This is a genomic window from Dawidia soli (assembly GCF_018598185.1).
In the GTDB taxonomy this organism is placed as follows: Bacteria; Bacteroidota; Bacteroidia; order Cytophagales; family Cyclobacteriaceae; genus Ohtaekwangia; species Ohtaekwangia soli.
The window spans coordinates 116,325-129,121 of the sequence record NZ_JAHESC010000009.1 but is presented as its reverse complement, the minus strand read 5'-3'; the positions used below and the strand labels follow the sequence as shown (position 1 = coordinate 129,121).

The following is a 12,797-nucleotide window of genomic DNA, read 5'->3' as shown; positions in this document are numbered from 1 at the left end:
GGCGAAGATAAGGATGGCTATCATGAAGTTTATGACTTTTCGTTACTTTTGCGCCCATGTCCCGCCCTGCTTTTGACGATATCTATATGGAGCTGGCCGTAAACCTGGCTCGCCGCTCCCATTGCATCAAACGCCACGTAGGCGCGGTGCTTACGAAGGACACGCGCATTATTTCCATTGGTTATAACGGTCCGCCCCCAGGCACCCACAACTGCGACGAGGAGTGGCCCGAGGCCGGATGCCCGCGCGATTCAAAAGGCGGATGCTCGCTGGCCATACATGCCGAGCAGAACGCTATTTTGTATGCCGTCAAGAACAAAACTTCGGTGGAGGGCGCAACCTTGTACACCACGCTGTCGCCGTGCCTGGCATGTGCGCGTATTATCTTCTCCATGGGCATTCGCCGGGTGATCTACTACAAGTCGTATGCCGAACACAAGGGGATCGCGTCTGACGAAGGCGTTGATTTTCTGGTGAAGTTTGGCGTAGCGGTGGAGAAGTACGCCGGGCAGCTGGCAAATGCTACACAAATGATCTGATGCAGGTCAGCGCCCTGCATGCAGTGAGCGGTTGGTGGTAATAATAATGGTTAGGTCGGTGAAGTCACGCTTGCTTCTTACACCGAGGCGACCTTGAGTGCGCTTTCCAGGTCGGTGATCATCTTGGCCGTAACACCTTTTGTCTTTTTGGATTTCTCTGCCTGCAGGACCGTAAGTGTGCGGGCTGCCATCTCGTATAAGCCGGACGGGTTTTTGTCGTTCCGGTAGCTTCCCAGGCACCACTCGATATCCGATTGCAGTTGTTGTTCAATGCCCAGCTCCTGAAGCTTTTTCAAAGATTCGACACAGACTTTCTCGATCCGATCAGACGCGCCCGTACTTGCTTTGGGGGCGGCGACCCGCTTGGTGGCTGTCTTCTTCGCCGGTTTAGCAGTTTCTTTTGCCATGATTGTAATAGATTGTTGTTGTTGACAGGTAAGTTAAGCCGGTTACAGGGCGAAGACAAGTAGATATTTTATAAAATTTCCGCAACCGAGTGAAAATTTTTGTACTTCAAGCAGAAGTTGAAGTATGCACCGCCATCATTACTACAATCAGGAATACACCGATTACGGCAGCGAGTTCTTAGCATCGCTCCATCACAACATCGACCCTATAAAAAACGAAAGGGAAGTAAATCCGATTTACTTCCCTTCGCAAAGTTTCTTAGGTTTGAAGCCTAATTACTTCTTCTTCTTGGCAGCTTTCTTAGCAGTCTTTTTAGCTGCTTTCTTAGCTACCTTTTTCGCTGATTTTGCCATAGCGTTTTTAATTTTATGTTTAAACTATACGAAAAGTAGTAACAAAAAATTTATTCACAAAAATTTTTACGCAATTATTTTTAAGAGCGAATTTTTTTTACAAGTACTTCTCGTGATGATTTTAACAAGCACATAAAAATATTTACCCGATGTTGGTTACACAATGTTCACTTCGGGATGAATATCGATGTTGAATTTCTCTTTCACGCTGCGTTGTATCTCCAGCGCGAGTTGCCAGATGTCGTTGCCTTTACCACCACCGTAATTGACAAGCACCAATGCCTGATGCTGGTGTACGCCGATGTTGCCGAGGCGTTTTCCTTTCCATCCGCATTGTTCAATCAACCAACCGGCAGGAACTTTCACCGTGCCCTCTTCCGCGGGATAACCCGGCACGGACGGATAAGCTTGTTGCAATGCGGCATACTGCGTAGCGGATATCGTCGGATTCTTAAAGAAACTTCCCGCGTTTCCGATCACGGCAGGATCAGGCAGTTTGCTTCGACGAATGTGGATAACTGCATCGCTGACGGCCTTGACAGAGGGCTCCGCATAGCCCAGTGCAGCGATCGTATCGCGCACAGCACCATAGCTGATATTCAGCGCATGGTGGCGCTTGGTAAGCGATAAGGTGATCGCCGTGATGATGTAAAGCCCTTTGGCTTGTTGTTTGAAAATGCTGTCGCGGTAGCCAAAGGCGCACGCTTCGTTCGGGAAAGTGTGTACACTGCCCGTACGAATGTCGACGGCTTCGACTTCAACGATGACATCTTTCATCTCCGTGCCATACGCGCCGATGTTCTGCATCGGCGCAGCGCCCGCCGTACCTGGTATGAGCGACAGGTTCTCAACACCACCCCAACCGTGCTCGACGCAATACAGCACCAGGGCATGCCAATTTTCACCGGCTCCCACCTTCAACACCACGCGATCGTCTGTCTCCCGCACAATTTCCTTGCCCATGATCTCGATCTTGACGACCAGTCCATCAAAGTCTTGCGTTAGCAGCAGGTTGCTGCCACCGCCCAGGAGCAATACTTGTTGTTGATTGAAAGCTTGGCTTTGTATCAGGGCCTGTACGTCAGGAACAGAGCGTACTGTTGTGAATGCCTTTGCCGATGCCTGAATGCCGAAAGTGTTGAAGGGGGACAGGTCGATGTTTTGCTGCACGTGTATGGGGTTTGTTCCGCGATGGGTAGACAGTCAAAAAACTTGTGCCTGAAAACAAACGCGATGCAGCATGTCATCGCCCTGTTTTCAGGCACAAGTGTACGGACTACTTTACGTTCTCGGAAATTTCTCCCTTGGAAAGTTTAAACAGACAGACACGTGAAAAGCGTCCGGCCACGTAGGTGGTACCGCATACCGCGAGCCCACCGTCGGCCGTGGCAATAAGACTGGAAACTTCATACGGGTTGGAGAAGCCCAGGTAACGGCTGCTCATGAACGCACCCGTATCGGCATTATAGAAGTAAAGTCCTATTTGCCGCGATTGTGTCGTGCTGGCATAGATAACGACGTTTTTTTCATGGAGCGTCGTGTGCAGAATCTTCACGAAGGCATTAGGCGTTAACTCCGGCAGCGAAAAACCATTGGGATTTAGCGCCGAAATATTGGCTTGTACGGTAGGGGCCACCTCCTGGCGCGGCAGGAAAAAGTTTTCGCCGAAATTAAACGATGCCAGCGCAATTTGATTATTTCCCAGGGGAGCCAGGGCGCTTACACCGCCTTTGTATTGCTGACCCAATACAACGCCCATCGGCGCATCTCCCTGAAAATTCGTAAAGCAAAGCGACAAGCTGTAGTTATAAAAGCCATTGAAATAGTAGGGACCGCCCGGGATGCGACCCGCCTGGAAAGGCAGGCGTCGTCCGCCTTTGGTGAAGTGATCGATGATCGCAGCTTCTACTTCCTTGTCGCCACCGGCGCCAATTTCAAAACCTTTGAAACTCGATCCATTGGTCGCGCCGGAAGTGTCCATTTTAACAATGACCGACTTTCGGGCCTTGTTGTCGTATCCCATGAGTATGAGGCTCTTTTCGTTCACGTCCACGCCCGCGGCCGCAGGATAGGTGATGCTGAGCTGTTCCTGGCCCGCCTCATTAAAGTATTGGATGTCTTTTCCCGAAAGGAGATTTCCGTCTTCGTCTACAGCAATGAGCTTTGACAGAAATGTTTTACTGTCGCGGCAAAAGAAGTAATATCTGTTGTCGATCGCGGCAAGGTCGCCGACGGGGCTTACAAAGTTCGATTCAAGTTCATTCTCGCTGACGAAGTTGCCATTTTTATCAGCCTTTAGCAGGTAGGTATAATAAAAGTTAGGATTGCCGGTGGTAGCGCCCGGCGTGATCGTTCCTTTCGCGGCGAGCATCAGATAACCTCCATCGGCGGTCTGTTTAACATCGATCGGGAAATACACCGCGTCAAGCTGGTTGTTGTCGTAAATGCTGACAAACTTTTGGGCTTCGGTTCGCGGATCCGGTTCTTCGCCGCACATCATCATCAGCGGTGCGACCAATAAAAGCAGGAGAGAAGTTCGTATAGTAGACTGTTGCATGCGAAAGATCATTTTTTACGGTCGGCAGACTTGAAACTGTTTTCCAGGAAGCGCAGCGGGAACAGAACGCCCGCCGACACGGTAATGTTGTCGAGCAGCAGGTCGTCCATCGAGTCGCCTACCCCCGAAAGCCGGTCGTTTTCATAGCGATTTTTGGAAGACGTAACGTTGCTCATGCCCGACTTGTACATCAGGTCGAGGTTAAGCCGCACGTTACCCACGCTGTAGTACAAGCCCGCGCCGCCGATCAGGCCCCAATGGTTTTTGGCAAACAAGTCCTTTGCGCCGACAATGATCGCTTCATCCTCAAATGGGTTTTGCCCGCCGCTGGCGTTGTCATTGCCGGAGATCGTCACTTCCTTCGTAGCTCCGAGCAAAACGGCCTGATAAATACCTGCCTGCAGGTACGGACGCAGACGGTTGCCGGCGACTTCGTATTTGATTAAAATCGGAAACTGAAGATGGTCTACTTTCTGCAAATGCTCGTAGTTCAACTGCACTAATTGGCCGGCGGCAGTCCCACCTTGCCAGAGGTAGGCATTGCTATACGCGAATGCGCTGTGCTGATACGTAGGCTGAAAGCTGAACGAAAAGCGACGATAATAAAACGCCACTTCGAACGTCACCTGGCTCCCCATTTGTTTGAACTTATCATACTTCTTGGCGATCAGCGACGGATCATAGTTTGTCGGAGCCATGATGAAGTATTCTTTTTCAACACGGGGCTGGGAGAGGTTCATACCAGCCTTGGGGCCCAGCCACCATTGTTTCTCCAGGAATTTCTCAATCTCCTTACTCTGTTTGTTGTAAGCTGCCGCTGTTTTCTTTCGCTTCTTACTGTTGTTGCTCTGCGCGTATGCCAGGTTCATGGCCAGCATCGCGCATAGCAGCACGAGGTAAAGTCTTTTCATGTTGGTCGGTAGGTGTTAATCGGGGTCAAGGGTTACTTTGTAATGACAAGTTTCTTCGCCTCTTTGAAGAAGCCACTTTTCAACTCATAAATATAATTGCCTGCCGGTAAACCTGTTAGATCTACCTCTATTTTATGTTCTCCTGCAGGATATAAACCGTTTACGAGGCTCTTCACTTTCTCACCCTTCTGGCTATACAGGTCTATGGCAACGTTGTTGGCGCTGTTCACATGGAAGACCAAGGTCGTTGCATCTTTAGCCGGGTTCGGATAGCAATTTTCAAGACCGAAGCGATCGCTGATAAATCCTTCCGAGCCGGTAATGGTGCGCTGCGCGAGCGGCAGCGTTTGAAAAGGTTGCCCTTCCACGCCCTTGTGAATGCCTTTCGTCACGAGACCTGGGAAGATGATCTCCAGCTGTTGATCGTCTACCAGCATCCAGTCGCGCATAATGCTGCCAAATACCTCGCGATAATCGTATTGCATTTCGACCGTGGACTTGGTCAGGTCGGGGTTCGTGCCCACTACGCCGGCCTGTACGCCTCGGCCAAAGACAAACAACGGTGCGCCTGTACCGTGGTCGGTACCATAGCTGGCATTGGAGGCCACCTGGCGACCGAATTCGGAGGTGGTCACCGTCAGTACCTCGTTCTCATACCCACGGGCGCGTAGGTCTTGCTGGAACGCGTTCATCGCCGTGGAAATATGGTACATCAGCGCCGCGTGCGAGCCCATGGTGGGATTGTATGTCTCTACCTGGTCGGCGTGGGTATCAAAACCACCAATCTTTACGAGGAACACTTTAGTCTGGCAACCACCCGAAAGCAGGTTGGCGACAACCTTCAGCTGATGTGACAGCGGGTTTTGCTGGCTTCCCTCGGGCGCATTGAACGGATATTTCTCGGGGTATACAATGCCCTTGTCCATTGTTTGCCCGAGCTTGTACTGCTCAGACAGGCGTTTGGCATAAGACTTGGTTTTGTCCTCCAGGCCGAGGATCCATTTCAGCTCCTTGTAGTACGGCGAATCTTTTAAATATTCCGGGGGGATACCGCGCGGGTCGACCGTTGCCGGTATATCTTCAAATCCTTCGAGGCCTTCGATAAAGTCACCAAACCCCTTTGGATCGTTGGGAATGGCGATCGACGTCGGAATGTTGCCATCCTGGTGGAAGATAAGCGACACATCCGTGCCCATCTCGATGGCCAGCGGATCGGGCATCGTGGGGTTCGGGAAGTCTTTCGGGTATTCCATGCCGAGCGGCGCATAGAAGCCTTCCAGGTAGCGGCCCACCCATCCGGATTGGAAGTAATCGTTATACCCGCCGCCCATATACCAGATGTCGCGCCCACGGAAATGTGAGCCGTTGTTGTTTTTATACGACACACCCTGCACGACAGCCATACGACCCTGATCGTAGAGCGCTTTCATGGCCTGCATATCGGGATGCAAACCTACCTGGGCATCCGACGGCAGCGTATTGTCCAGGGGGATATAACCCCGGGCATTGTTCTTGGACGGGATGGCGATGTTGGGGCGGATGCTATAATACTGATCGTATTTTTCAACAGGAATAACGCAGTTCAAACCGTCGTTACCGCCATGCAATTGCAGGATGATGAGCCGTCTGTTTTCACCGGCGGCGGCGGCCATGCGTGTCAATGCGTTTTCTTCACCGAGCACGCGCACCGGTACATTTGCCAGCGCAAACGGAATGCTTGCAGCGAGCGGTAATTTCTTTATAAAACTTCTTCTGGATATCATGGTCAGGCGGAATTAAGAAAGTTGATACTCGGGTGTTTGCAACATGGCATTCAGCAAATTCTGCAACGCACGGCGTATGTCGGCGTACTCGTCGGGGCGGTTATTCCAATAGTCGGCCCATTCGGGTTCGGTTAATATACCGTCAAACATTTTGAGCAGGAACCAATTGAGGCGCTGCGAAGACAGGGAAGAGTTGGTGTCGTCGTCGGCATCTTCAAACGTCAGGTTCTTGCTGAAAGGCAGCAGATAGTCTGCCAGCGTTCGAACCAGCAGCTTGGCATCGGCAGCCTGACCGTTGAAGTGCGTTTGTACAAACTGCCGCAGGTCCAGCGTGTTAAACACGACGCCATTGCCCTCGACGTTGTCGATGCCGTTCACCACGCCACGCACAAAGTCGTATCGGTGACCCAGCGTGTTGGGAGTGATCCACGCGCGGTGGTAGATCGGATATTGGTGATAGGCCTCGTAACCGGCCACGTCAAACGGCTCGAAGAAGTTCATACCCTGGCGGTCTTTGCCGATCGTCGTCCGGATGGCGCTTGTGAGGCGGTAGAATTCATCCGGATCCTGTTCCATCGCGGGAACGGCGATGTCGAAGAATTTCAGCGTGCCGAGCGTCAGGTCGATCGGCGACTTGATTATGGCGCCAAAGTTGGCGTCGTTTACAGGGTCGGCGTCGATCGCCTCGTAAAAATGCTTGCTCTTCAGCAGCTGTTTGACGACGGGTACAAGCTTGTAGTCATTGGCCACGAACGTAGCCACCATGTCGTCAATGGTATTCTCAACGACTGCCGCCTCGGCATCCGTATGCGGAGCCCATACAAAGAAGCGGTAAATACGGCGACAAATGTTGCGTGCCGTCTCTGGCTGGCTGTAAATGATGTCGATCAACTGGCTGATCTCGTCGATCGCACTTTCCTCTGTAGGGTTACCGTTGGGCATAAGCGTGGCATCGGGTGTTACCGACGCGCCGCCGAGGCGATTCGAAAATACCTTGACGGTGTTGTCGTGCTGGGAGGCATTTTCCTTACTGCCCTTCACCTTACCCCGGGGCAGCAACGTTTCCGGGTCGAAGCCAAAGACCGTCTGTTCCGTCGCCAGCGGGTCGAATACACCCTCTAACGGCATGGCGGTTTCCCAGCCGGAGAGGGTATAGGCAGCCTGGCGTACATCCGATTCCTTGTACACCAGGTAGTCACCTTGTTCCAGGTCGGGAGGAAGCGCGGCGCCTTCCAGGCCACGTCCAATGCTATAAAGCTCGAACAGCTCACGGGCATAGTTTTCATTCACGCCGTTTACACCACCCTTTACGTTGGTGTCGCCGTCCAGCAGACGGATCATGGCATTGTCGATGCTGATCTTTACCGTCAGACTTTTAAAATTCAACGATACCCCGCTCGGCAAAACGCTATTGTTTGTGGCGAACAGCCGGTACAGTTGATTCTGAAAATAGAGGGAACGAACGTTATTGACCTTCGACTCGATCGTCGTGAAGTGCGTATGTAAGAAGTAGACCAATCGCTCGCGGGCAGCATGTTGGAGGGCGGTATTTCCCGTCATGCCCGGGCTCATCATTTGCCCGAGGAACCATTGCAGAAAATAATCGACCAGCACAAAGGTATTGTCGTTGACACCGTCCTGGAAGCCGGAGTACACCCACTCTGCGCCGGTCTTGAGGTCGATGGGCGGCGCCGGTTGGGGAAGGACCGTATCGAACAACATGTCGACCGCCGCACTGGAGTTCATGGCGCCAACGGTATCGATTTGGATCTTGGAGCCCCCAAAAGTGGCTCTTCTCAGCAGGTGAGCCGCCCGTTTGGGGTTCAATTGTTCATTTAAGGGATCTAATGGCATGGGGTACGTTTGGTTTTGGACCGCTATATATCATGAGAATTGTACAAAAGTATTTAAATCGGTGACCAACTGCATTAGGCCACGACGACTGAAAGTTTTTTCCTACGGTTCATTGCTTACCAGCTTCTTTACTTTTAAACTGCAGGGTATCAACAGCCTGTTATCGGTATATGAAGATCATTGAATGTCCACGCGATGCGATGCAAGGGCTGCCGGATTTCATTCCGACACCGTTAAAGTTACAATATCTGCAACAGCTCCTGGCGGTAGGGTTTGATACCATCGACTTTGGCAGCTTTGTTTCACCCACCGCTATACCACAGCTGCGCGACACGGCTGAGGTACTGGCCGGCCTGGACCTTAGCAACACACGGTCGAAATTATTAGCCATCGTGGCCAATACCCGCGGGGCGACCGACGCAGCACGGTTTGAACAGATCACATACCTCGGATTCCCGCTCTCGATCTCGGAAACATTCCAGCGCAGGAACACCAACAAAACGATTAAAGAGGCGCTCCAGACCATCGAAGAGATCCGGGAGATCTGCGGAAAAAGCAATAAAACACTCGTAACCTACATCAGCATGGGCTTCGGAAACCCCTATGGTGATCCGTACGACACCGCGTGGGTGGTAGAGTTTGTGGAGCTGCTGATCGCCCGGGGCGTGTCGATCATTTCACTGGCCGATACAGTGGGCGTTGCAGACGCCGGCAGCGTGCGTACATTGTTCCAATCGCTCGTACAGGAATATCCGGCCATCGAGCTCGGAGCACACTTACACGCTACGCCAGCAACGGCTGTGGCAAAGATCGCCGCGGCGTTTGAAGCAGGATGCAAACGCTTTGACGGTGCGATACGCGGTTACGGCGGTTGCCCCATGGCCAACGACGACCTGGTAGGTAACCTTCCCACCGAAACGATCTTCTCGTATCTGCAAACCCAGGGCGTCCTATTCGATCTGGACCGTCACGCGTTTGAAAGGTCACTAAAACTGGCGGATGAAATATTTCCAAAGCATTGAAAATATTACTTCGTACCCTGCAAGGGGGATTATTCCTGTACTTTTGTTTAAATTAGATGATGATTATGAGGGCCGTCGTATCTTTTATTTGCTTCGTGTTGATTTCAGGAGGGTTGATTGCGCAAGATTCCAAAGACCCCAAGGGATATACGCAAAAGGGACGCGAACTGTACGAGAAACACGAGTTCATGGAAGCGTTGCTGAATGTAAACAAAGCCATCGAGCTCGATAAGAACTTTGCGGCAGCATATTACCTGCGGGGTAACATCAAAGATAACTTTGACGATCGCCATGGCGCGATGAAGGACTACAACTCCGCCATTGAAAAGAATCCCAAGTTTGCGGATGCGTTCTTTGCGCGTGGAAACGTCAAGATGAAACTGCAGGATTTCTACGGCGCCATCGCCGACTACACATCCGCCATTACCATTAATGAAAACTATATCGAGGCATACTTCAATCGTGGCAAAGCCAAGCAATACCTGCAAGCGTATGAAGATGCTATCAACGACTGCTCGAAGATTATCGAGATCAATCCCAAGAATGTAGACGCCTTCTACATGCGTGGCATCTTGCGTATCAACTTCGGCGATGTGAAGAACGGATGTCTCGACCTGAGCAAAGCCGGCGAGCTCGGCGATCTCAAGGCCTATGAGGCCATCAAAGAAAAGTGTAATCAGAAGGACTAAGCAGCTTTACGCTACGGCCGTCGTTTTACCGTGCGTCGACAGGTTCATGCGATAGGCGCTGCCAGGCATGGGCGTGACGGCACCTTTTAGCTCCAGCGTTAGCAGAATGCTGGCCAACTGGCCGGGAGGAAGACCTGATCTTCCGCTCAGGGCATCGAGCATCAACGGGGCAGCGCTTTCCCAGAGTGTCCTTAAAACCATTTGCTCTTCCGGCTCATAATCGCTGTACGTCGGTGCGGCTTCGGGTGTGACCACAGGTTGTGGCGTTTCCCAGTTCATAATATACTCTAAATCTTTAACGGACGTGAGCAGGTGTGCCTTGTGCGCTTTGATAAGTTGGTTGCAGCCGTTGGAGTATTGCTGACGGATGCTGCCCGGAAAAGCAAATACATCTTTAAAATAACCATTGGCTAGGTCTGCGGTAATAAGCGCGCCTCCTTTATCGGCAGCTTCTACGACCACGAGGGCATCGCAAAGGCCGGCAATGATCCGATTGCGCGCGGGAAAATTATGTGCATCGGGTTTTGTGCCAAACGGATTTTCAGTCAGCAGGCCGCCGTATTGCAACATTTTTTGAGCCGTATCACGATGGGCCGCCGGATAGATCACATCGATGCCGCTGCCAAGTACGCCCACGGTGGGCAAGCCATGTTTAAGCGCCAGGCGATGCGCCTGTATATCGATGCCGTAGGCCAGCCCGCTCAGCACCAGGGCGTCGTGCGCGGCGAGTCCTTCAAGCAATGACTCGAGACAGCTCTTGCCATACTCGGTTGACCTGCGCGTGCCGACAATGGCAACAATTTTTTTATGCTCGAGATTGATATTACCCTGAAGGTATAGCAGCGACGGAGCGTCTTCGATGGCCCGAAGACGTGACGGGTACTGCGGGTCGGTATAAAGCACCAAAGAAACACCGGCCTTCCGCGCGCGGGTTAGTTCTTCTTCCGCTTGTTTCCACGGCCGTCCCTGACGAATGGCATCCGCGGTGACCGGACCCACGCCGGGTATTTGTAGCAGGGTAAGGCGCGAAGCGCGAAAAACATCTTGAGCCGAGCCACAATAGCTCACCAGCTGCCGTAACGTGCGGCTGCCAATGCCCGGAATAAAATGAAGTGCAATGCTCGAAAGCCTGTTTTGATCCATAAAAATAACACACAAAAAGAACCTCCACTAAGGTACATCCCCCGCCCGGTCCTTCCAATATCCAGTAAGAATATTTTATCCCTATCCCTGCAGCTTATCGCGCATCTCCACCAGGAAGCTTCTCACGCGCTTCAACGATTCGATCATTTCCATCTTGTCACGCACCGCTTGCGTATCGTTGCGCAGCATCTCCTTGGCGCCCTGCAGCGTAAAACCTTTCTCCTTTACCAGGTGGTAAATGGTCCGGACATTGTCGATGTCTTCCTTGGTGAACTGACGATTGCCTTTCCGATTCTTCTTAGGCTTGATAAGGTCGAACTCAGACTCCCAAAAACGGATCAGTGACGGAGCAACGTTGAACATCTCAGCTACTTCCCCAATCGAGAAATATAGCTTTTCAATTTCCTTTTCTTTATACGCCATGTTACTGAGCAAGGTACGTAATTAAACCTGTATCGTCAATCCGTATTCTCGTTTCCGGAAAATCTTTTTTAGTCAATTCCTGGATCCTTTTTAGGACCTGTTGCTGGGGGTCGACACGTACCCCCGTGCCGTAGGTCTGATAGGTCGATGTGATACGGGCCTGGAAGAACTTACCCGCCCGGTCGGTATAAACCTTTACAATAGGGGCCAGGCCGTTGACGCCCGTTACGCTAATGCCGCGGTACGTGCAGAAGTTACCCATGCTATACGCAATGAAACGGTCTTTATAGACCTCAACGGCGCGGGTAACATGCGGACCGTGCCCGAAGATGATATCGGCACCGGCGTCGATCAGCGTATGCGAAAACTTATAGACATCACCGCGGTTCTCGCCATGGAATAGCTCATTCTTGCGGGGTACGTTCTGATATTGTGCACCCTCGGCACCGCCGTGAAACGACACGATGATGACGTCCACCAGCGAGTCGAGATGTTTGACAAGGGCCCTGGCGCCTTCTAGGTCGTTCAGCGGCACGCAGTTGCTGTTAGGGGCAAAAGCCACCAACCCGTAACGCACGCTGTCCTTGGTAAAAATGACGGTCTTTTGATTCATCTGGCCAGCGTGGAGAATCCCCGCAGCCTCGAGTGTCTTCATACTGCTGTTGCGTCCCGCTTCCCCAAAGTCGCCGGCGTGGTTATTGGCCAGGCTCATCATGTCGAAGCCCGCGCTTACCAGGTTTTTGACATAACGCGTAGGCGTGCGGAAGACATAGCACACCTTGGGGTCTTTACAGGTCTTGGGCGTCCCGCCGGTGTCCAGCAGCGTACCTTCCAGGTTGCCAAACGTCACGTCGGCATCGCGCAGGATCGGCTCGACCTCCTTCATCAGAAAAGAACCGTCCGCGGAAGGAAGTTTATCTTCCGGGTAGGAGGTACCCATCATGATGTCGCCCACGCCTACGATCGTAAGCGTATCGTTCCGGACAAACGCCACGGTATCGCCAGTGGCCACCGGCCGCGCCGTGGAATCGGGCGTTACCTGCGCCAGGCAAACGGCGGAGAAATTAAATAAGCTGACCAGTAGTAAGATGCGCATCATCAACGATTTATGTGAGCGCAAAGAAACAGAGAATTG

Annotated in this window: 12 protein-coding genes; 3 read left to right on the top strand and 9 right to left on the bottom strand. The window is 52.0% G+C overall.

Annotated features, from left to right (window positions below):
- Positions 1–56: 56 nt before the first annotated feature.
- Positions 57–539 carry a deoxycytidylate deaminase gene (locus KK078_RS08460; RefSeq protein ID WP_254089821.1) on the top strand — a complete coding sequence of 161 codons (483 nt, stop codon included), beginning with the start codon at positions 57–59 and terminating at the stop codon, positions 537–539.
- Positions 540–616: 77 nt separating this feature from the next.
- Here KK078_RS08460 and KK078_RS08455 read toward each other — a convergent pair whose 3' ends face one another.
- From KK078_RS08455 to KK078_RS08430, 6 genes are all read right to left on the bottom strand, one after another.
- Entirely contained in the window at positions 617–946 is a 330-nt protein-coding gene (locus tag KK078_RS08455) for a hypothetical protein (RefSeq protein ID WP_254089820.1), read from the bottom strand.
- Between the two features lie 510 nt (positions 947–1,456).
- Positions 1,457–2,503 carry a UDP-N-acetylmuramate dehydrogenase gene (gene murB / locus KK078_RS08450; RefSeq protein ID WP_262898627.1) on the bottom strand — a complete coding sequence of 349 codons (1,047 nt, stop codon included), beginning with the start codon at positions 2,501–2,503 and terminating at the stop codon, positions 1,457–1,459.
- Positions 2,504–2,576: 73 nt separating this feature from the next.
- Positions 2,577–3,857: a hypothetical protein gene (locus tag KK078_RS08445; protein ID WP_254089819.1), complete on the bottom strand. Its 1,281-nt coding sequence runs from the start codon at positions 3,855–3,857 to the stop codon at positions 2,577–2,579.
- An 8-nt stretch (positions 3,858–3,865) separates the two neighbouring features.
- Positions 3,866–4,768 (bottom strand): PorT family protein, encoded by a 903-nt coding sequence (locus tag KK078_RS08440; protein WP_254089818.1) that lies wholly within the window; start codon positions 4,766–4,768, stop codon positions 3,866–3,868.
- A gap of 32 nt (positions 4,769–4,800) precedes the next feature.
- Positions 4,801–6,531 carry a DUF1501 domain-containing protein gene (locus KK078_RS08435; protein WP_254089817.1) on the bottom strand — a complete coding sequence of 577 codons (1,731 nt, stop codon included), beginning with the start codon at positions 6,529–6,531 and terminating at the stop codon, positions 4,801–4,803.
- 12 nt (positions 6,532–6,543) lie between these two features.
- Positions 6,544–8,385, bottom strand: coding sequence for a DUF1800 family protein (locus KK078_RS08430; protein ID WP_254089816.1), 1,842 nt, complete (start codon positions 8,383–8,385; stop codon positions 6,544–6,546).
- 170 nt (positions 8,386–8,555) lie between these two features.
- On the opposite strand from KK078_RS08430, the gene KK078_RS08425 reads away from it, so the two are divergent.
- Positions 8,556–9,407: a beta/alpha barrel domain-containing protein gene (locus tag KK078_RS08425; RefSeq protein WP_254089815.1), complete on the top strand. Its 852-nt coding sequence runs from the start codon at positions 8,556–8,558 to the stop codon at positions 9,405–9,407.
- Positions 9,408–9,472: 65 nt separating this feature from the next.
- Positions 9,473–10,096 (top strand): tetratricopeptide repeat protein, encoded by a 624-nt coding sequence (locus KK078_RS08420; protein ID WP_254089814.1) that lies wholly within the window; start codon positions 9,473–9,475, stop codon positions 10,094–10,096.
- A gap of 6 nt (positions 10,097–10,102) precedes the next feature.
- Here the strand turns inward: KK078_RS08420 and dprA are convergent, their stop codons facing one another.
- From dprA to KK078_RS08405, 3 genes are all read right to left on the bottom strand, one after another.
- Positions 10,103–11,239, bottom strand: coding sequence for a DNA-processing protein DprA (gene dprA, locus KK078_RS08415; RefSeq protein WP_254089813.1), 1,137 nt, complete (start codon positions 11,237–11,239; stop codon positions 10,103–10,105).
- 81 nt (positions 11,240–11,320) lie between these two features.
- Entirely contained in the window at positions 11,321–11,662 is a 342-nt protein-coding gene (locus KK078_RS08410; protein WP_254089812.1) for a MerR family transcriptional regulator, read from the bottom strand.
- A gap of 1 nt (position 11,663) precedes the next feature.
- Positions 11,664–12,758 carry a CapA family protein gene (locus KK078_RS08405; RefSeq protein ID WP_254089811.1) on the bottom strand — a complete coding sequence of 365 codons (1,095 nt, stop codon included), beginning with the start codon at positions 12,756–12,758 and terminating at the stop codon, positions 11,664–11,666.
- Positions 12,759–12,797: the final 39 nt, after the last annotated feature.